This is a genomic window from Streptomyces sp. NPDC058284 (assembly GCF_042881135.1).
Classification (GTDB): Bacteria; Actinomycetota; Actinomycetes; order Streptomycetales; family Streptomycetaceae; genus Streptomyces.
In genome coordinates this window covers 187181-204738 of sequence record NZ_JBHVYE010000011.1, presented here as the reverse complement: position 1 = coordinate 204738, position 17558 = coordinate 187181, and the positions used below count along the sequence as shown (strand labels likewise).

At 70.8% G+C, this 17558-nt stretch carries 17 protein-coding genes; 11 read left to right on the top strand and 6 right to left on the bottom strand.

All coding sequences use genetic code 11. From position 1 onward, the window contains the following. Window positions 1-508 precede the first annotated feature (508 nt). From ACFVYR_RS18120 to ACFVYR_RS18085, 8 genes are all read left to right on the top strand, one after another. Window positions 509-1498: a malate dehydrogenase gene (locus tag ACFVYR_RS18120; RefSeq protein ID WP_384260591.1), complete on the top strand. Its 990-nt coding sequence runs from the start codon at window positions 509-511 to the stop codon at window positions 1496-1498. A 115-nt stretch (window positions 1499-1613) separates the two neighbouring features. After that, window positions 1614-1859, top strand: a complete 246-nt coding sequence (locus tag ACFVYR_RS18115) for a helix-turn-helix transcriptional regulator (protein ID WP_384260593.1) — start codon at window positions 1614-1616, stop codon at window positions 1857-1859. Further along, window positions 1859-2404: a hypothetical protein gene (locus ACFVYR_RS18110; protein ID WP_384260596.1), complete on the top strand. Its 546-nt coding sequence runs from the start codon at window positions 1859-1861 to the stop codon at window positions 2402-2404. Before ACFVYR_RS18115 ends, ACFVYR_RS18110 begins: the two co-directional genes overlap by 1 nt. Window positions 2405-2617: 213 nt before the next feature. After that, window positions 2618-4138: an aldehyde dehydrogenase family protein gene (locus ACFVYR_RS18105; RefSeq protein WP_384260701.1), complete on the top strand. Its 1521-nt coding sequence runs from the start codon at window positions 2618-2620 to the stop codon at window positions 4136-4138. A gap of 170 nt (window positions 4139-4308) precedes the next feature. Further along, window positions 4309-5844, top strand: coding sequence for a GMC family oxidoreductase (locus tag ACFVYR_RS18100; RefSeq protein WP_384260599.1), 1536 nt, complete (start codon window positions 4309-4311; stop codon window positions 5842-5844). Continuing rightward, complete coding sequence (locus ACFVYR_RS18095) at window positions 5841-6974, top strand: glycine betaine/L-proline ABC transporter ATP-binding protein (protein WP_384260601.1); 1134 nt, start codon at window positions 5841-5843, stop codon at window positions 6972-6974. Before ACFVYR_RS18100 ends, ACFVYR_RS18095 begins: the two co-directional genes overlap by 4 nt. Then, window positions 6974-8941 carry an ABC transporter permease gene (locus ACFVYR_RS18090; RefSeq protein WP_384260603.1) on the top strand — a complete coding sequence of 656 codons (1968 nt, stop codon included), beginning with the start codon at window positions 6974-6976 and terminating at the stop codon, window positions 8939-8941. The genes ACFVYR_RS18095 and ACFVYR_RS18090 overlap by 1 nt, the downstream gene beginning before the upstream one ends. Window positions 8942-8957: 16 nt before the next feature. Then, window positions 8958-9938 carry an ABC transporter substrate-binding protein gene (locus ACFVYR_RS18085; RefSeq protein WP_384260703.1) on the top strand — a complete coding sequence of 327 codons (981 nt, stop codon included), beginning with the start codon at window positions 8958-8960 and terminating at the stop codon, window positions 9936-9938. Between the two features lie 66 nt (window positions 9939-10004). Here ACFVYR_RS18085 and ACFVYR_RS18080 read toward each other — a convergent pair whose 3' ends face one another. From ACFVYR_RS18080 to ACFVYR_RS18070, 3 genes are read right to left on the bottom strand one after another with little or no spacing between them, the layout of a single operon-like run. Next, window positions 10005-10739 carry an isocitrate lyase/phosphoenolpyruvate mutase family protein gene (locus ACFVYR_RS18080; protein ID WP_384260606.1) on the bottom strand — a complete coding sequence of 245 codons (735 nt, stop codon included), beginning with the start codon at window positions 10737-10739 and terminating at the stop codon, window positions 10005-10007. After that, window positions 10733-11179 (bottom strand): carboxymuconolactone decarboxylase family protein, encoded by a 447-nt coding sequence (locus ACFVYR_RS18075; RefSeq protein WP_384260609.1) that lies wholly within the window; start codon window positions 11177-11179, stop codon window positions 10733-10735. The genes ACFVYR_RS18080 and ACFVYR_RS18075 overlap by 7 nt, the downstream gene beginning before the upstream one ends. Beyond that, window positions 11176-11700: a carboxymuconolactone decarboxylase family protein gene (locus tag ACFVYR_RS18070; protein ID WP_384260612.1), complete on the bottom strand. Its 525-nt coding sequence runs from the start codon at window positions 11698-11700 to the stop codon at window positions 11176-11178. The genes ACFVYR_RS18075 and ACFVYR_RS18070 overlap by 4 nt, the downstream gene beginning before the upstream one ends. Window positions 11701-11746: 46 nt before the next feature. Between ACFVYR_RS18070 and ACFVYR_RS18065 the strand changes: the two genes are divergently transcribed. After that, window positions 11747-13333, top strand: a complete 1587-nt coding sequence (locus ACFVYR_RS18065) for a PLP-dependent aminotransferase family protein (protein WP_384260615.1) — start codon at window positions 11747-11749, stop codon at window positions 13331-13333. Window positions 13334-13529: 196 nt separating this feature from the next. Here ACFVYR_RS18065 and ACFVYR_RS18060 read toward each other — a convergent pair whose 3' ends face one another. Both ACFVYR_RS18060 and ACFVYR_RS18055 read right to left on the bottom strand, forming a co-directional pair. Next, window positions 13530-14366: a hypothetical protein gene (locus ACFVYR_RS18060; protein ID WP_384260705.1), complete on the bottom strand. Its 837-nt coding sequence runs from the start codon at window positions 14364-14366 to the stop codon at window positions 13530-13532. A gap of 101 nt (window positions 14367-14467) precedes the next feature. Further along, a complete protein-coding gene (locus ACFVYR_RS18055) occupies window positions 14468-14626 on the bottom strand; it encodes a hypothetical protein (protein WP_384260617.1) in 159 nt (52 codons plus the stop codon). On the opposite strand from ACFVYR_RS18055, the gene ACFVYR_RS18050 reads away from it, so the two are divergent. Continuing rightward, window positions 14625-15002 (top strand): hypothetical protein, encoded by a 378-nt coding sequence (locus ACFVYR_RS18050; RefSeq protein ID WP_384260619.1) that lies wholly within the window; start codon window positions 14625-14627, stop codon window positions 15000-15002. The genes ACFVYR_RS18055 and ACFVYR_RS18050 overlap by 2 nt on opposite strands. Window positions 15003-15037: 35 nt before the next feature. Further along, window positions 15038-16222 carry a glutathionylspermidine synthase family protein gene (locus tag ACFVYR_RS18045; protein ID WP_384260623.1) on the top strand — a complete coding sequence of 395 codons (1185 nt, stop codon included), beginning with the start codon at window positions 15038-15040 and terminating at the stop codon, window positions 16220-16222. Window positions 16223-16269: 47 nt separating this feature from the next. Here ACFVYR_RS18045 and ACFVYR_RS18040 read toward each other — a convergent pair whose 3' ends face one another. After that, window positions 16270-17334: an NADP-dependent oxidoreductase gene (locus ACFVYR_RS18040; RefSeq protein ID WP_384260625.1), complete on the bottom strand. Its 1065-nt coding sequence runs from the start codon at window positions 17332-17334 to the stop codon at window positions 16270-16272. Between the last annotated feature and the right edge of the window lie 224 nt (window positions 17335-17558).

The window sequence follows — 17558 nt, the reverse complement described above, 5'->3', positions numbered from 1 at the left end:
CCCCCGCCCCTACCTCCGCCGTGCGCTGCGGGGCAAACGGGTGGGTGGGTGGGATACATCCGCCGCGAAGCGGCGGGCCCGTTCGTACCGGCGGACGGAAGGCGGGGGAGCCCCCACCCACCCATCCCGCGAAGCGGGAGATGGTGAAGGGAGTTCGGCCCCCACAAAAATGTGGGGGCCACACGCATGGCGGCGATTTCGCGGGGCAAGCGGACCGTACCCCCACGGGAGTGGTCACACCCCCACGGCGGCCGCCACGCTCCCTCCCCCGAGGTGGCGGCCGCCCCCCCAACAGCGACACGCGAACGCTGTGTGCTGGGCCACACCGACCCGGCGGCCAGGGGTACCCGGGGCGCGATAGCCTGACGGCGGATCTCTCTTGATGCCAAGAGATCGATCATCGCAAGGCGATCGAGGACTCGGCGAGGTGTCGGCGGGGATCCAGGAACCAGGGGATCCACGTATGAAGGACCGGGACCCCACCGCCAGCTGTCTTACGGAGATCGCCATGACCCGCACTCCCGTGAATGTCACCGTCACCGGCGCGGCCGGCCAGATCGGCTACGCGCTGCTCTTCCGCATCGCCTCGGGCCACCTGCTCGGCGCTGACGTGCCGGTCAACCTGCGCCTTCTTGAGATCACGCCGGCCCTGAAGGCCGCCGAGGGCACCGCCATGGAGCTCGACGACTGCGCCTTCCCGCTGCTGAACTCGATCGAGATCAGCGACGACCCGAACGTCGCCTTCGACGGCGCCAACGTCGCGCTGCTCGTCGGCGCCCGGCCGCGTACCAAGGGCATGGAGCGCGGTGACCTCCTCGAGGCCAACGGCGGCATCTTCAAGCCCCAGGGCAAGGCCATCAACGACCACGCCGCGGACGACATCAAGGTCCTCGTCGTCGGCAACCCGGCCAACACCAACGCGCTCATCGCGCAGGCCGCCGCACCGGACGTACCGGCCGAGCGCTTCACCGCGATGACCCGCCTGGACCACAACCGCGCCCTGTCGCAGCTGGCGAAGAAGACGGGCAGCTCGGTCTCCGACATCAAGCGCCTGACCATCTGGGGCAACCACTCGGCCACCCAGTACCCCGACATCTTCCACGCGGAGATCGCCGGCAAGAACGCCGCCGACGTCGTCAGCGACCAGGCCTGGCTCGCCGACGAGTTCATCCCGACCGTCGCCAAGCGCGGCGCCGCGATCATCGAGGCCCGTGGCGCCTCGTCGGCCGCCTCCGCCGCCAACGCCGCCATCGACCACGTCCACACCTGGGTCAACGGCACCGCCGCGGGCGACTGGACCTCCATGGGCGTCCCCTCGGACGGTTCGTACGGCGTGCCGGAGGGCCTCATCTCCTCCTTCCCCGTCACCACCAAGGACGGCAAGTACGAGATCGTCCAGGGCCTGGACATCAACGAGTTCTCGCGCACCCGCATCGACGCCTCCGTGCAGGAGCTCACCGAGGAGCGCGAGGCCGTCCGCGGTCTCGGCCTCATCTGAGCCGTAGCAGCACCCCTCACCCACCGCCCCCGGCGGCCGCTCTTCGCAGCGGCTGCCGGGGGCGGTCGGCGTTCCGGTGTTGCCCAGTTGCTCTCTGATGTAGTACTTCTTATACATGAGCGAGCAAGTGCACAACAGGTTGGCGATGGTGCGCGCCGAGCGAAAGGTGTCGCGACAGAGCCTGGCCGAGGCAGTGGGTGTCCACTACCAGACCATCGGCTACATCGAGCGGGGGCAGTACAACCCGAGCCTCGACCTCGCGCTGAAGATCGCGAAGTTCTTCGCGCTGCCGGTCGAGGCCCTGTTCTCGCTCGAGCCGTTTCGCCCGCTCACGGATCAGGTCTACGGGAGGAACAACTGATGACGGCCGCCGAGCAGCGCCCGCTGACGAAATACGACCGGTGGATGCACCGGCTGATGAACCGCCAGGAGGGGGCCTCCTTTCACGCCACCGCCACCCGCAGGCGAGCCATGGTCGCGCTCCACATGACGCTGACCGCGGCGGCCGTCACGGTCTGGCTGTTCTCCGTCGTCGGTGACGAACGCTGGGCGACGTTCACCCTGCTGGGGCTGCTGTTGCCGTGGTGCTTCGTGACCGGCGTTATCAACAGCTCGATCCGCGGCCTCCTCGATCTGCGGGTGCGCGCGCTGGACGAGCGGCAGCGCGCGGAGCGGAGCCGCGTCGCGGCCATGGCCCAGCGGGTGATGCTGTGGCTGCTTCTCGCGGTCACCGTCGCGGCGGGCGCCGCCGTCCTGAAGGGCCTGGACGTCGAAGGCTTCCTCTTCCCCGTCCTGTTCGCCGTCTTCGTCGTCCACTGGCTGATGCCGCTGTGGGTGGCGGGCCTCACGGTCGCCGACGAGCCGGCCGACGACCCTGTCGACGAGTGGGTCCCCGCCGAGGACTGACTCTCCCGCGCGGGCGGGCCCCCGGCCCGCCCGCGCGACATTCCGGTCTTTGCGTCGCCTACGGGGACAAACCCTGTGTCGAGCGTACGTTTGCCCCGAGCGCCCCCACGCGCAGTGACACAGCGCACTTTCAGCCAAGAGGGTGCATGCTTTCCGCGCCGAAGGGCAGGTGCTCCCGGCTACCGCGAGTGACAGGCGGGGCAAATGACAGGAATGGAAGGCAAACGGGACGTGTCCGCACAACAGACCATCCATGTGGGCGGAGAGTGGCGCGCCGCCGCCTCCGGCGCCACCCGCGAGATCCTCGACCCGGCGGACGCCAAGCCGTTCGCCGTGATCGCCGAGGGCGGAGCGGACGACGCGGACGCCGCCATCGCCGCTGCCCGCAAGGCCTTCGACGAGGGCCCCTGGCCGAGCACGCCGGTCGCCGAGCGCGCCGCGCTGCTGCGCCGCGTCGCCGACCTGCTCGTGCGTGACCGCGAGGAGATCGGGCTCCTGGAGAGCCGCGACGCGGGCAAGACCCTCGAGGAGGGCCGCGTCGACGTCGACTGCGTCGCCGACGCCTTCCGTTACTTCGCCGACCTGGTGATCGGCGAGGGCGCGGGCCGGGTCGTCGACGCGGGATCCGACGACATCCACAGCGTCGTCGTGCACGAGCCCGTCGGCGTCTGCTCGATGATCACGCCCTGGAACTACCCGCTCCTCCAGGCCAGCTGGAAGATCGCCCCGGCGCTCGCGGCGGGCAACACCTTCGTCATCAAGCCGAGCGAGATCACGCCGCTGACGACCGTCGCGCTCATCGAGCTGCTCGTCGAGGCCGGGCTCCCCGCCGGTGTCGCGAACATCGTGACCGGCCCCGGCCACACCGTCGGCGCCCGGTTCGCCGACCACCCCGACGTCGACCTGGTCTCCTTCACCGGCGGCCTCGTCTCCGGCACCAAGGTCGCCCAGGCCGCCGCCGCGGGCGTGAAGAAGGTCGCCCTGGAGCTCGGCGGCAAGAACCCGAACGTCGTCTTCGCCGACGCCTGCGCCACCGAGGAAGGCTTCGACACCGCCGTCGACCAGGCGCTGAACGCCGCCTTCATCCACAGCGGGCAGGTCTGCTCCGCCGGTGGCCGCCTCATCATCGAGGAGTCCGTGCGCGAGCGCTTCGTCGCCGAACTCGCCCGCAGGGCCCAGAAGATCAAGCTCGGCCGCGGCACCGAGGAGGGTGTCGAGTGCGGGCCGCTCGTGTCGCAGCAGCAGCGCGAGAAGACCGAGATGTACGTGGCGTCGGCCCTGGAGGAAGGCGCGGTGCTCCGCTCCGGGGGCAAGCGGCCCGAGCCGAGCGACGTGCGGCCCGCCGAGGGCTACTTCTACGAGCCGACCGTGCTCGACCAGTGCCACCGCGGGATGAAGGTCGTCCGCGAGGAGGTCTTCGGGCCGGTGCTCTCCGTCGAGACCTTCCGTACCGAGGACGAGGCCGTCGCCCTCGCCAACGACACCGAGTACGGCCTCGCGGGCGCCGTATGGACCAGCGACCAGGGCCGCGCCGCCCGCATGGCCCGCCGGATGCGCCACGGCACCATCTGGATCAACGACTTCCACCCCTACCTGCCGCAGGCGGAGTGGGGCGGCTTCGGCAAGAGCGGCGTCGGGCGCGAGCTCGGTCCCGCGGGCCTCGCCGAGTACCGCGAGTCCAAGCACATCTACCAGAACCTGGCACCGCAGCCGGTGCGCTGGTTCGCCGGCTGACCTCCGGCACGCAAGAGCAGTTCGCGCGGGGCGGGAAGTCCGCCCCGCGCAACACGTTCAAGCGCCCCCGCGCAACTCGTTCAAGCGCCCCCGCGCAACTCGTTCAAGCGCCCTCCGCTCATTACGCGCAAGCACCTTGGCACGACCTCGCAGGAAGAGGAGCATCACGCATGTCTGACCAGACCGAGTTCGACTACGTCATCGTCGGTGGCGGTACCGCAGGATCGGTGATCGCGTCCCGTCTCACCGAGGACCCGGACGTCACGGTCGCCGTCATCGAGGGCGGTCCCAGCGACATCGGCCGTGAGGACGTCCTCACGCTGCGCAAGTGGCTCGGTCTGCTCGGCGGTGAGCTGGACTACGAGTACACGACGACCGAGCAGCCGCGCGGCAACTCGCACATCCTGCACAGCCGCGCCAAGGTGCTCGGCGGCTGCTCGTCGCACAACACCCTGATCTCCTTCAAGCCGCTGCCGTCCGACTGGGACGAGTGGGAGGAGGCCGGGGCCACCGGCTGGAACGCCAAGGCGATGGACCCCTACTTCGGCAAGCTGCGCAACAACATCGTGCGCGTCGCCAAGAAGGACCAGAACCAGATCGCCACCGACTGGGTCGAGGCGGCGAAGACCGCGCTCGGCGTCCCCGAGGTCGTCGGCTTCAACGACAAGCCCTTCGACGAGGGCGTCGGCTTCTTCGACCTCTCGTACCACCCGGAGAACAACAAGCGCTCCTCCGCCTCGGTCGCCTACCTGCACCCCCACATGGAGGCCGGTGACCGCCCGAACCTCCACCTCTTCCTGGAGACGTGGGCCACCAAGCTGGAGCTGGACGGCAAGACCGCGCGCGGTGTCCACATCCGCGCCAAGGACGGTGTCGAGAAGCTGTTCACCGCCCGCCGTGAGGTGCTCGTCTGCGCCGGCGCCGTCGACACGCCGCGGCTGCTCATGCACTCCGGCATCGGCCCGAAGAAGGATCTCGAAGCCCTCGGCATCCCCGTCGTGCACGACCTGCCCGGCGTCGGCGAGAACCTCATCGACCACCCCGAGTCGGTCATCGTCTGGGAGACGAACGGGCCGATCCCCGGCAACTCCGCGATGGACTCGGACGCCGGTCTGTTCGTGCAGCGGGACCCGGACCACAAGGGCCCTGACCTGATGTTCCACTTCTACCAGATCCCGTTCACCGACAACCCGGAGCGGCTCGGCTACGAACGCCCCGAGCACGGTGTGTCGATGACCCCGAACATCCCCAAGTCCCGCTCCCGCGGCCGTCTCTACCTGACGTCGGCGGACCCCGAGGTCAAGCCCGCGCTCGACTTCAAGTACTTCGAGGACGAGGGTGACTACGACGGGCGGACGCTCGTCGACGGCATCAAGCTGGCGCGCAAGGTCGCGCAGGCCGAGCCGTTCAAGAAGTGGCTCAAGCGCGAGGTGTTCCCCGGCCCGGACGTCACCGACGACGCCGAGATCAGCGAACTGGTGCGCAAGGCCGCGCACACCGTCTACCACCCGGCCGGCACCTGCCGAATGGGAGCTTCCACTGATGAACTCGCCGTGGTCGACCCGGAGCTGAAGATCCGCGGCCTGGCAGGAATCCGTATCGCGGACGCATCCGTCTTCCCGACGATGCCCGCCGTGAACCCGATGATCGGAGTGCTCATGGTCGGGGAGAAATGTGCCGAGATCCTTGGTGGTGACGGCCGATGAACGAGACCGCCGTGAACACCGCGGACAAGACGCCCCCCTCGCACGAGAAGACCACGAAGGACGACGGGCCCGTCTTCGCCGTCAAGAACCTCTGGAAGGTCTTCGGACCCGGCGCCGAGCGCATACCCGGCAACGAGGAGGTGCACGGCCTCAGCCCCGCCGAACTGCGCGAGCGGACCGGCTGCACCGCCGCCGTGCGCGACGTCTCCTTCGAGGTCAACAAGGGTGAGGTCTTCGTCGTCATGGGCCTGTCGGGCTCCGGCAAGTCCACCCTCGTACGCTGCCTGACCCGGCTCATCGAGCCCACCGCGGGCAGCCTCTCCATCGACGGCGAGGACGTCCTCGCCATGGACAAGGCCCGCCTGCGCGAACTGCGCCGCCACCGCGCCGCCATGGTCTTCCAGCACTTCGGCCTGCTCCCGCACCGCTCCGTCCTCGACAACGTCGCGTACGGCCTGGAGATCCAGGGCGTCGGCAAGGCCGAGCGCCGCGCCAAGGCCCTCGAAGTCGTCAAGAAGGTCGGCCTCGAAGGGCTCGAACAGCGCAAGCCCGGCCAGCTCTCCGGCGGCCAGCAGCAGCGCGTGGGCCTGGCCCGAGCCCTCACCGTCGACCCCGAAGTCCTCCTCTTCGACGAGCCGTTCAGCGCCCTTGACCCGCTGATCCGCCGCGACATGCAGGAGGAAGTGGTCCGCCTGCACCGTGAGGAGGGCCGCACGATGGTCTTCATCACCCACGACCTCAGCGAGGCCCTCAAGCTCGGCGACCGCATCGCGCTGATGCGCGACGGCCAGGTCGTCCAGCTCGGCACCCCCGAGGAGATCGTCGGCTCCCCGGCCGACGACTACGTCCGCGACTTCGTCCGCGACGTGGTGCGCGCCGACGTGATCAGCGTACGCAGCGCCATGCGCCCGGCCGCCGACGACGAGGAGGCCCGCGGCGCGGCCCTGGCGCCCGATGCCAAGGTCTCCGAGGCCATCGAGGCCGTCGCCCGCACCGGCTTCCCGGTGCGCGTGATGGACGGCAAGCGGTGCCTCGGCGTGGTGGACCACGCCGGGCTGCTCGCCGTGGTCGCGGGGACCTCGGCCCCCGCGCGGACCCCAGCCCCCGGCCAGGGCGAGGTGGTCGCCTGATGGCCACCGCCACCGCTTCGGGACCCGTCAGGGACACGGGAATCGGCGCGCTCCTGCGTCACCGTGCCGTCGGCAAGCTCCTGCTGCTCGCCGTCGCCGCGGCCGTCCTCGTGCCGATCGCCAGCGCCAAGTGGGCCTCCGGCGCCTGGCCCGACGCCCTCACCGTCGACCTGACCGAGCCGCTCGGCAGGACCACCGACTGGATCATCGACAACCGCGACAGCCACCCGCTGTTCATCTACTTCCTCGGGCACGTCAGCAACGCCATCGTGCTCTCCGTGCGCGGCGTCTACCTCGTGCTGCTCGCCGCCGGATGGGCCGGTGTGACCATCGGCGCCGGGCTCGTCGCCTGGCGCGTCGCGGGCGTCAAGCTCGCCGTCATGGCGTCCGCCGCGTTCGCCGTCTGCGGTCTGCTCGGCATGTGGGTGCCGACCATGCAGACGCTCGCCCTGATGATCGTCGCGGTCCTCGTCTCCGTCGTGATCGGCCTGCTCCTCGGCCTCGCGGGCGGCCTGAACGACCGGATCTTCCGGATCCTGCGGCCCGTCCTCGACACCATGCAGGTGCTGCCCGCGTACGCGTACCTGCTGCCGTTCGCCCTCGTCTTCGGCATGGGCGTCCCGGCCGCCATCATCGCCACCGTCGTGTACGCGGCCCCGCCCATGGCCCGGCTCACCGCGCTCGGCCTGCGCGGCGCCGACGGCGGCGTGATGGAGGCGGTGACCTCGCTCGGCGCGACCGGGCGCCAGCGGCTCTTCTCCGCGCGCCTGCCGCTCGCGAGCAAGCAGCTCCTGCTCGGCCTCAACCAGACGATCATGATGGCGCTCTCCATGGCCGTCATCGCCTCGGTGATCGGCGCAGGCGGCCTCGGCGACCGCGTCTACCAGGCGCTCTCCACCGTCGACGTCGGCCAGGCGCTCGCCGCAGGCATCCCCATCGTGCTGCTCGCCGTGGTCCTCGACCGCGTCACCGGCGCCGCCGGCGAGAAGGCGGGCGCCAACGCCGACGACCACTCCGCGTTGCGCGGCCGGCGCGGCTGGTCCGTCGCCGCCGCCGGAACGGTCGTCGCCGCGCTCGCCGCCCGCTTCGCGGACCGCGTGGACTGGCCGACCGACTGGGTCGTCAACATCGCCCCTTCGGTCAACACCGGCAAGGAGTGGATGGTCGACCACATCTACACCGGCGTACCCGTCGTCGGCGGCACCGCCGACTGGGCGGCGCACTTCACCACCTGGATCCTCAACCCGGTCAGGGACGGCCTGCAGGGCCTGCCCTGGTGGTCGGTGCTGCTCGTCGTCGCCGCGCTCGCCTGGCTGATCGGCACCTGGCAGACGGCGCTCACCGCCGTCGCCGCGATGGCCGCGATCGGCGTGCTCGGCGTCTGGGACAAGTCCCTCGACACGCTCGCGCAGGTCCTCGCCGGAGTCGCCGTGACGCTGGTCCTCGGCTTCGCGATCGGCATCGGGGCGGCCCGCAGCAAGCGCTTCGAACGGCTGCTCCGTCCGGTGCTCGACGTCTTCCAGACGATGCCGCAGTTCGTCTACCTGATCCCGGTCGTCGCCCTCTTCGGCATCGGCCGCGCCCCCGCGGTCGCCGCCGCCGTCGTCTACGCGCTGCCCGCCGTCGTCCGCATCACCACGCAGGGCCTCGGCCAGGTCGACGCCGCCGCGATGGAGTCCTCGCGCTCGCTCGGCGCCTCCAGCTGGCAGCAGCTGCGCAAGGTCCAGCTGCCGCTGGCCCGCCCGGCCCTGATGCTCGCCCTCAACCAGGGCGTCGTCCTGGTCCTCGCCGTCGTCGTCATCGGCGGACTGGTCGGCGGTGGCGCGCTCGGCTACGACGTCGTGTTCGGCATCGCGCAGGGCGACCTGGCGACCGGCCTGGTGGCCGGTGCCGCGATCGTCTGCCTCGGCCTGATGCTCGACCGCGTCACGCAGCCCACGGCCCGCCGCGCGAAGAAGGGAGCGTGACATGCGAGTACGTCCCATGCGCGTGCGTACCGTGCGCGTTCGTACGCGTGTCATGAGCGCCGTCACGGCAGGCGGGGCGCTCCTCGCGCTCACCGGCTGCGGCGCCGCCGACATGAGCAAGCAGGCGTCCCCGTACGCGAACGCCGAGGGCGCCAAGACCGTGACCCTCTCGGTCCAGTCCTGGGTCGGCGCGCAGGCGGACGTCGCCGTCGCCGAGTACCTGCTCAAGAACGAGCTGGGCTACCGCGTCGACAAGGTCCAGATCGACGAGGTGCCCGCCTGGGACGCCCTCAGCCAGGGCCGCGTCGACGCGATCATGGAGGACTGGGGCCACCCGGACCAGGAGCAGCGGTACGTCAAGGACAAGAAGACGATCGTGCCCGGCGGCGACGTCGGCGTGACCGGGCACATCGGCTGGTACGTCCCGACGTACTTCGCCAAGAAGCACCCGGACGTCACGGACTGGAAGAACCTCAACAAGTACGCGGACCAGTTCAAGACGTCCGAGAGCGGCAGCAAGGGCCAGCTCATGGACGGCTCCCCGTCGTACGTGACGAACGACAAGGCCCTGGTGCAGAACCTGGACCTGGACTACCAGGTCGTCTTCGCGGGTTCCGAGGCGGCGCAGATCACCCAGATCGAGCAGTTCGCCAAGCAGCGGAAACCGTTCCTCACCTACTGGTACAAGCCGCAGTGGCTGTTCGAGAAGGTGCCGATGACGGAGGTGAAGCTGCCCGAGTACAAGGAGGGCTGCGACGCCGACCCCGCCAAGATCAAGTGCGCCTACCCGCACACGCCGCTGCAGAAGTACTTCAACGCGGACTTCGCCAAGAACGGTGGCGACGCCGCGGAGTTCCTGAAGCACTTCAAGTGGTCGGAGGAGGACCAGAACGAGGTCTCCCTGCTGATCGCGGACAAGAAGATGTCGCCGGACGACGCGGCGAAGAAGTGGGTCGACGAGAACAAGTCGAAGTGGAAGGCGTGGCTGCCCAAGTAGGGCCGCGTCGGTGAATCCGGTGCCGGGTGCCCGTCCCCTCGGAACGGGCGCCCGGCACCGTCATGTCTAGGCGAGCCCGTCGACGACGTCGCGCAGGGCCGCCATCGTCCTGTGCAGCAGCCCAGGACCGAACGTGATGCGTGTGGCGCCGAGTTCGCCCAGCTCCCTGAGCGAAGGTCCGTCCGGCCTCGCCACCACGTTGAGCGGCCCCTCGATCCCCGCCCGCAGCGCGGGAATCGCCTCGGCCGGCGCCAGGATCGGGTACACGCAGTCCGCGCCGGCGGCCACGTACGTGCGGGCCCGCTCGATGGCCGCGGCCGGGTCGGTCACGCCCCTGACGAACGTATCCACCCGGGCGTTGACGAAGAGCCGGTCGCCCGCGGCCCCGCGCACCTCGGCGAGGAAGGCGGCCTGCTCCTCGGGGTCCTTGAGGGAGTCGGCACCGCCGTGGTGGCCGCCGGTGGAGTCCTCCAGATTGCAGCCGACCGCACCCGTATCGAGGAGCCGGTCCACCAGCTCCTTCGGCGCGAGCCCGTACCCGCCCTCGATGTCGGCGGTCACGGGCACGGAGACGGCCCGTACGATCCGCGCGATCGCCGCGAACATCTCGTCCGGCGGCACCTGCCCGTCCTCGTACCCGAGGGAGAGCGCGACGCCCGCGCTCGGCGTGGCCAGCGCCTCGTACCCGGCCTCCTCGAACACCCGGGCGCTCGCGGCGTCCCACGGCCCCGGCAGGACCAGCGGGTCACCCGGCGCCCGTCCGTGGTGCAGGGCGCGCAGTGTGTCGACGTGGTTCACCATGCCGGGCCTCCGGGCTCGATGCGGCGGCTGACCATCAGCCGGTTCCAGCTGTTGATGACGGTGATCACCCCGATGAGATGGGCGAGTTCACCCTCGTCGAAGTGTGCCGCGGCCCGCGCGTAGACGTCGTCGGGCACGAAACCCTCGGTGAGTACGGTGATCGCCTCGGTCAGCGCGAGGGCGGCGCGCTCGCGCTCGCTGAAGAAGCCACCCGCCTCGTCCCAGGCGTTGAGGAGGGCGATCCGCTTGGGGCTCTCGCCGTTCTTCAGGGCGATGTCCACATGCATGTCGAGGCAGAAGGCGCACGCGTTGATCTGCGAGGCGCGCATCATCACCAGCTCGGCGAGCGCGGGGTCACCGAGCCCCTGCTTGGCCGCGGCACTCAGCGCGCTCATCGCGCCGGTGACGCCCTTGTCCAAGTGCGTGGTGCGTGCGCTCACTTGGCGCCGCCCGCCTTGTAGTGGCCAGGCACCTGACGGGTGCTGACGCCGAAGCGGTTCCACGCGTTGATGACGGTGATCGCGGCGATCAGCTGGGTCAGCTCGGCCTCGTCGAAGTGCGCGGCCGCCTTCGCGTACACCTCGTCCGGCACGAAACCGTCGGTCAGTACGGTGATCGCCTCGGTCAGCTCGATCGCCGCGACCTCCTTGGCCGTGTAGAAGTGCTGCGACTCCTCCCACGCGCTGAGCTGGATGATCCGCTCGACGCTCTCACCCGCCGCGAGGGCGTCCTTGGTGTGCATGTCGAGGCAGAGCGCGCAGCGGTTGAGCTGCGAGGCCCGGATCTTGACGAGCTCGTAGATCACCGGGTCGAGGCCCTTACGGGCGGCGGCGTCCAGCTTGATCATGGCCTTGAAGACCTCGGGGGCGTGCTGGGCCCAGGCGAGGCGGGGGGTGTGCTCGTGGACGTACCCCTCGGGGGCGGTGGCCGTGCTGTCGGGGGTGGTCGGGTTCGTGGTCATGCTTCGACACTACGGACGCGGTAGCCCACGGGTATGGTCCATTTCCATGGGAGATACATGGGCCACTTCCGCGGAGGGCGCGGCGGCCGGACCGGGCGGCACTCCGGGAAGCACGTCGGGCGGCGTCCCGAACGGCATCCCGGGCGGTGTCCTGGGCGTCGACCTCCATCTGGAGACCGGCGGCGGCGCGTCCCGCCACGGTGTCCGCAAGGGCCTGACGGACGCCCTGCGCGAGGCCGTGCGCGGCGGGCGTCTCGCCCCCGGCACCCGCCTGCCGTCGTCCCGTTCGCTCGCCGCCGACCTCGGCATCGCCAGGAACACGGTCGCCGACGCCTACGCCGACCTGGTCGCCGAGGGCTGGCTCACCGCGCGCCAGGGCTCGGGCACACGCGTCGCCGAGCGCGTCGTCACGCCACCCGTGCGCCCCGCGCCGCCCCGCAGAAGGGGCGGGGCCCCGCTGTTCGACCTCGGCCCCGGCGCGCCGGACCTGTCGTCCTTCCCGCGCACGCAGTGGCTCAAGGCGGCCCGCCGCGCGCTCGCCGCGGCACCTGACGACGTGCTCGGTTACGCGGATCCGCGCGGCCGCATCGAGCTACGCACCGCCCTGGCCGGCTACCTCGCGCGGGCCCGCGGCGTCCACGCGGACCCCGACCGGATGGTCGTCACCGCCGGGTTCGTGCACGGCCTCTCGATCATGGGCCGCGTGCTGCGGGCCCGCGGCCTTCGGGAGGTGGCCGTCGAGTCGTACGGCCTGGACATCCACTGGAACCTGCTGCATCGCGCGGGCCTGCGGACGGTGCCTCTGGACTTCGACGACGCGGGTACCGATGTGGTGGGGCTGGGCGCCGGTTCCGGTTCAAGCTCGAGTTCAAGCACCGGTTCCAGCTCCGGTTCCGGCTCCAGTTCAAGCTCCGGTTCCAGCTCCAGTTCAAGCTCCGGTTCCGGCTCAGCGAAGGCGGTGCTGCTCACCCCGGCCCACCAGTTCCCGATGGGCGTGCCGCTGCACCCCGACCGGCGGGCGGCCGTCGTCGACTGGGCGCGCCGCGAGGGCGGGGTGATCCTGGAGGACGACTACGACGGCGAGTTCCGCTACGACCGCCAGCCCGTCGGAGCACTCCAGGGCCTCGACCCCGAGCACGTCGTGTACCTCGGCACGGCCAGCAAGTCCCTCGCCCCCGGCCTGCGCCTGGGCTGGATGGTGGTGCCGTCCGGCTTGCGGGACGAGGTCCTCGCCGAGAAGAACGCGGCGGGCGCCTCATGCGGTGTCCTGGACCAGCTGACCCTGGCGGAGTTCATCACCTCCGGGGCGTACGACCGCCATGTGCGCGCCGCCCGCCTGCGCTACCGCCGCCGCCGCGACCAGCTGGTGGAGGCGCTCGCGTCCCGTTGCCCCGAGGTCCGCGCCACGGGCATCGCGGCGGGCCTGCACGCGGTCCTGGAACTCCCGCCGGACACCGAACAGTCCATCACCCAGGCAGCCAACTGGGAACACCTCGCGGTCCAGGGCCTGGCCAACTTCCGCCACCCTCTCGCAACGGTGCGACGGCAGGACGCGCTGGTAGTGGGGTACGGGACACCGACGGAGCGGGCGTGGGCGGGGGCGTTGGGGGCGTTGTGCCGGGTGTTGGGGTGAGGGGGAATTTCCAACCCCTCCGGGGAAATTCCAGCCCCTCGGGGAAATTCCCAGTCCCGCCGGTGGGGAAGATCCAGCCCCTCGGGGGAAATTCCAGCCCCTCCGGCGTTTGAGGAGCGGGGTCCGGGGCGGAGCCCCGAGGCGCCCGCCGAAGGTGCCCCAGGGACGACGCCGACCCGAACCCACCCAGGATGGACTACCGAGCCCCGTCCTCCGCCCCCGGCGCCTCGCCAAACCGCACCAACGCCAACGCCCCCGCCACAGCCACCGCGAACCCGAGAACCGCCAGCCACTCCAGCCCGTCGCGCGTACGGTCACCCAGCCACACCACGCCCACCACCGCGGGACCGATCGTCTCGCCGATCACCAGCCCCGCCGTGGCCGTCGTCACCGACCCCCGCTGCAACGCCGAGGTGAGCAGCAGGAAGGCCGCACCACCCCCGACCAGCAGGGCGTACGTCGCAGGGTTGGCGAGCAGCGCACCGGGCGACAGGTCGTCGATGAGGCGTACGGTCACCTCGACGACCCCGAAACCGAACCCCGCTCCCAGGCCGAGCGCCAACGCCCGCCCCCGCCCGGGCAGCCGCCCGGCAACCGTGCCGAGGAGCAGAACGGCGACCGCGACGCCGAGCATCACGTACCGCAGAGTCGTCGAGCCCGTACGGTCGCCCTCGTCACCGGAGGCGAGACCGAGCATCGCGAGCCCCGCGCAGACGACACCCACCGCCCCCCATTCGACGCCGCTGAGCCGCACCCGCAGCATCCGGGCCGCGACCACCGCCGTGACGGCGAGACTCGCGGCGAGCGCGGCGCCCACCGCGTAGATCGGAATGGAGCGCAGGGCCACGATCTGCAGCAGGAAGCCGACCCCGTCGAGGCCGAGGCCCACGAGGTAGCGCCACTGGCGCAGGGCGCGCAGCAGCAGTGCGGGGTCGACACCGGAACCGGTGCCTGGCGCGGTGGCGCGCGCGGCGACCGCCTGAAAAACGGAGGCCGTGCCGAAGCAGACCGCTGAGCCGAGCGCGCAAATCATCCCAAGAGACACGGAGTGACTGTAAAGGAAGGCGAGTAGGCGAAGACGCGAGGGGATTCAAGGCACATTCGGGAAAGACGGCTGGTACGGGGCGCCGTCCCCTACCTACGCTGGACGCCGATCGCGTACGACATCGGGGTCGCGTACGACATCGGAGTCGCCTGCGGCAACGGGATCACGTACGGCAACGGGATCACGTACGACAACAGGATCACGTACGACAACAGGACCGCGTACGACAACGGGGAAGCGTGCCACATGGCGGAGAAGCGACAACGGCGGCTGAGGTCGAGCACGGTAGCGCTCGGCAGCATGGGGGTCCTCGCCGCGGCCCTCACCTCCTGCGGCTCCGACCCGGACCGCCGCTGCGTGGACCGCGACAGCTACGACATCGCCAAGGGCTACCGCGTGGTCAGCGACAGCAAGTGCAAGCCCGGCACCTCGGGCTCCGCCTCCTCCGGCAAGTCCCGCAAAAGCCCGTCCGGCACCGGCAAGACGTCGGGCCGTACCGACGCCGCCTGGTACTACGACGCCGACGTCGACGGCCGCTACGCCGACGACGGCACCTTCAGCCGCAGCGAGGCGGTGGACCGGGACGGCTTCGGCTGCTCGGGCGGCGGCAGCGGCGGCGGCTGAGCGGACGGCACGCGACCGGAACGGACACGTACGCCATGGAACGCCGCACCATCGAACCGCGCCCCGGCTGGCAGCGGACCGTCGAGGAGCAGGGGCTCATCTACCCCCTCACGCGCTACCCCGACGGCACCCTGCGCCCCTACTGGGACGAGAGCGCCTACTACGTCTTCTCGCTCCCCGAGGTCGAGGCGCTCGAAGAGGTCGTGGCGGAGCTGCACGCGATGTGCCTGGCCGCCGCCGAGCACATCGTCGCGCACGACCGCCTCGCCGATCTCGGCATCACGGACCCGCCAGTGGCCGACGCCGTCACCGAGGCCTGGCGCCGCAGGGCCGAACTGCCGTCCCTCTACGGCCGTTTCGACCTGCGCTACGACGGCACCGGCCCGGCCAAGATGCTGGAGTACAACGCCGACACCCCCACCTCCCTGGTCGAGGCCGCGAGCCCGCAGTGGTTCTGGATGGAGGAGCGCTTCCCCGGCGCCGACCAGTGGAACTCCCTCCACGAGCGGCTCGTGGACGCCTGGAAGAAGCAGGCTCCGCTGCTGCCGCCCGGCAGCCCGCTGTACTTCGCGCACTCCGCCGCCGACGAGCTCGGCGAGGACCTGATGACGGTCGCGTACCTGCGGGAGACGGCGGAACAGGCGGGCCTGACCGCCGAGTCCATCTCCATGGAGGACATCGGCTGGGACCGCCTCTCGCGCCGCTTCGTCGACAAGAAGCTCCGTTTCATGCGCGGTTGCTTCAAGCTCTACCCGTGGGAGTGGCTGACCACGGACCGCTTCGCCCCGCACGTCCTGGAGACCCTCGACAACGGTGGCGGCACCGGTTCGACGCTGTGGATCGAGCCCGCCTGGAAGATGCTCCTCTCCAACAAGGCGCTCCTGGCGATCCTCTGGGAGCTCTACCCGGGCCATCCGAACCTCCTTCCCGCCTACCTGGACGGTCCGCGCGAGCTGGCCTCGGAACGCGGATACGTCGCCAAGCCGCTGCTGGGGCGCGAGGGCGCCGGGGTGACGGTGCACGAGCCGGGCTCCGCACCCGTACCTCCCGGCGAACCCTGCTGCTACCAGGAGCTGGCGCCCCTCCCGGACTTCGAAGGCAACCGGGTCGTCCTCGGCGCGTGGGTCGTCGAGGACGAGGCGGCAGGACTCGGCATCAGGGAGTCGTCCGGACTGATCACGGATGAGTACGCGCGGTTCGTCCCCCACGTGATCCTGTGAGCGCGTCGGCGATCCGGTGAGTGCGCCGGTTCGGCCGCCCGCGTCACTCAGGCTCCGGCGTCCGTGCCGGCGTCCGTGCCGGCGTCCGTACCGGCGTGAGTGTCGGCGCCGAGCCGGACCAGCATCTTGCCGGTGTTCGCCCCGCGCAGCACCCCGAGGAAGGCCTCGGGCGCCCGCTCGATGCCGTCGACGACGGTCTGCTCGGTACGCAGGGTGCCGTCGGCGAGCAGCGGCGCCGCCCGGCCGATCCACTCCGGGAACAGGTCGAGGTGGCTGGTGACGAGCATGCCCCGCAGGCTCGCCTCCTGGTGGGCGGCCCGGAAGAGGTTGTCGGGGCCGGGCGGCGGCGTGGTGGCGTTGTACGTGCTGATGGCGCCGACCATGGCGATGCGGCCCCCCGGACGGATCGCACCGATCGCGGCCTGCAGGTGGTCGCCGCCGACCGAGTCGAGATAGACGTCCACGCCGTCGGGCGCCGCCTGCGCGAGCTGCTCGGACAGGGCGCCCTCGCAGTAGTCGATGGCGGCGTCGTACCCGAAGGTGTCGAGGAGCTTCTTCGTCTTCGCCGGGCCGCCTGCCGACCCGATCACCCGGGAGGCGCCGAGCTCACGGGCGATCTGCCCGGCGACGCTGCCGACCGCCCCGGCCGCGGCGGACACGAAGACGACATCGCCCTCGCGCACCGGGGCGGTACGGGTCAGCGCGGCGTACGCCGTCAGGCCCGTCGCGCCGAGCGGACCGAGGTAGGCGGCGGCCGGAGCGAGCGTCGTGTCGATGACCGTCGCGGCGGCGGCGTCGAGCACGGAGTGTTCCCGCCACCCCAGGAAGTGCGAGACGGTCGCGCCGACAGGAACCCCGGGGGCCGTCGACGCGACGACCTCGCCGACCGCGCTGCCTTCGAGCGGGGCGCCGACCTGGAACGGTTCGATGTAGGACGGCGCGTCGTTCATGCGGCCCCGCATGTACGGGTCGACCGACATCCAGGTGTTGCGCACGAGTATCTGCCCCTCGTCGAGCCGCTCGGGAAGCTCGACGGTCGCCAGCTCGAAGTCCGCGGCGCTGGGCTCACCCACGGGGCGGGCGGCGAGACGGATTTCACGGGAGAGGTTCATGGTGACTCCTGAGTCTGGTTCTGGTTCTGGTTCTGGATTTGGTTCTGGATTTGGTTCTGGATTTGGTCACGGATTTTGGTTCTGGATGTGTCCCCGGATCTGGGACCGGTGCGAGCCCGGGGGCCCGTGCTCCCATCTCCGTGACCGCGATGTCGCGTTCGGCGGGGGTCGATCCGCGTTCACAGGGATCAAGGTGCCGGACGGCGCGCACGGAACGCTGACGG

Coding starts and splice junctions, on each gene's coding strand:
- ACFVYR_RS18105 (WP_384260701.1), top strand. CDS start 2,618: ATGGAAGGCAAACGGGACGTGTCCGCACAACAGACCATCCATGTGGGC.
- ACFVYR_RS18115 (WP_384260593.1), top strand. CDS start 1,614: ATGAGCGAGCAAGTGCACAACAGGTTGGCGATGGTGCGCGCCGAGCGA.
- ACFVYR_RS18085 (WP_384260703.1), top strand. CDS start 8,958: ATGCGCGTGCGTACCGTGCGCGTTCGTACGCGTGTCATGAGCGCCGTC.
- ACFVYR_RS18090 (WP_384260603.1), top strand. CDS start 6,974: ATGGCCACCGCCACCGCTTCGGGACCCGTCAGGGACACGGGAATCGGC.
- ACFVYR_RS18040 (WP_384260625.1), bottom strand. CDS start 17,334: ATGAACCTCTCCCGTGAAATCCGTCTCGCCGCCCGCCCCGTGGGTGAG.
- ACFVYR_RS18055 (WP_384260617.1), bottom strand. CDS start 14,626: ATGTGGCACGCTTCCCCGTTGTCGTACGCGGTCCTGTTGTCGTACGTG.
- ACFVYR_RS18095 (WP_384260601.1), top strand. CDS start 5,841: ATGAACGAGACCGCCGTGAACACCGCGGACAAGACGCCCCCCTCGCAC.
- ACFVYR_RS18065 (WP_384260615.1), top strand. CDS start 11,747: ATGGGAGATACATGGGCCACTTCCGCGGAGGGCGCGGCGGCCGGACCG.
- ACFVYR_RS18120 (WP_384260591.1), top strand. CDS start 509: ATGACCCGCACTCCCGTGAATGTCACCGTCACCGGCGCGGCCGGCCAG.
- ACFVYR_RS18070 (WP_384260612.1), bottom strand. CDS start 11,700: ATGACCACGAACCCGACCACCCCCGACAGCACGGCCACCGCCCCCGAG.
- ACFVYR_RS18045 (WP_384260623.1), top strand. CDS start 15,038: ATGGAACGCCGCACCATCGAACCGCGCCCCGGCTGGCAGCGGACCGTC.
- ACFVYR_RS18100 (WP_384260599.1), top strand. CDS start 4,309: ATGTCTGACCAGACCGAGTTCGACTACGTCATCGTCGGTGGCGGTACC.
- ACFVYR_RS18080 (WP_384260606.1), bottom strand. CDS start 10,739: ATGGTGAACCACGTCGACACACTGCGCGCCCTGCACCACGGACGGGCG.
- ACFVYR_RS18050 (WP_384260619.1), top strand. CDS start 14,625: ATGGCGGAGAAGCGACAACGGCGGCTGAGGTCGAGCACGGTAGCGCTC.
- ACFVYR_RS18110 (WP_384260596.1), top strand. CDS start 1,859: ATGACGGCCGCCGAGCAGCGCCCGCTGACGAAATACGACCGGTGGATG.
- ACFVYR_RS18060 (WP_384260705.1), bottom strand. CDS start 14,366: ATGATTTGCGCGCTCGGCTCAGCGGTCTGCTTCGGCACGGCCTCCGTT.